The sequence below is a fragment of the Mesorhizobium sp. M1A.F.Ca.ET.072.01.1.1 genome (assembly GCF_004023325.1).
Lineage (GTDB): Bacteria > Pseudomonadota > Alphaproteobacteria > Rhizobiales > Rhizobiaceae > Mesorhizobium.
The window spans coordinates 1-675 of sequence record NZ_RZSF01000690.1; the positions used below are offsets into that span (position 1 = coordinate 1).

The 675-nt window shown below is 64.3% G+C and carries 1 protein-coding gene; it reads left to right on the forward strand.

Annotation, left to right across the window (positions count from 1 at the left end):
- Positions 1-476: 476 nt before the first annotated feature.
- A partial coding sequence (locus EOA32_RS39445) for a hypothetical protein (protein ID WP_210214893.1) occupies positions 477-675 on the forward strand: 199 nt, incomplete at its 3' end.

Sequence of the window (675 nt, forward strand, 5' to 3'; positions counted from 1 at the left end):
CGTGTGGAGACAGGTTCCTTGCCGACGCCGGGACGGAGCGGGGGGACGCCCAACAAGAACCCCCGCTCCGTCGCTGCGCGGGCACCTCTGCCCGATCTGCCGGCCAGGACCTGCGCCGGGCAAGCACTTCGAGCAACCGATGCCCACCTTCCCCCGCTCCGATGCCGAATTTTAGCATCCCTGCATGTGCGCATCATGAAGCGGTTCACAGAGCCGCAGCGTTCCCCTCCCCAGTCTTTGAGGGGCGACGAAACCGCTAGCGCGACGGGGAAGTCACTGCCGTTTGCCCGCCAATGCTGCGTTGCCGAAATGCGCCCAAAAAAAGTCAAGTTGAGAACCGGACCCCAAAACACCTCAACCAGTGAAAAACCAGCCTATTCAAACGTGTAGGCGGCAACATTCGCGTCGCCTGCCGCAACGGCCGAAAAGCCCGGAAATCCGCCATTTCGGAGCCTGCCGTCGCGGCAACCGCGGCAATGCGGCAGCCCGATTTCGGCGCTGCACAACCGGAAAAAACGCTGTTCCGGAGGCGCCGCCGCCAAGCTGCTGAAACCCCGTCCGTCCCCAACAGCAAAGGTCATGGCGTGACCAGTCACTGCGGATTGCCATTGGCCCGGCTGGCTGTCAACGTCGGCGGCGGCGCCGGACGGGCGGGCACTTGCGCAGTGTATCGCC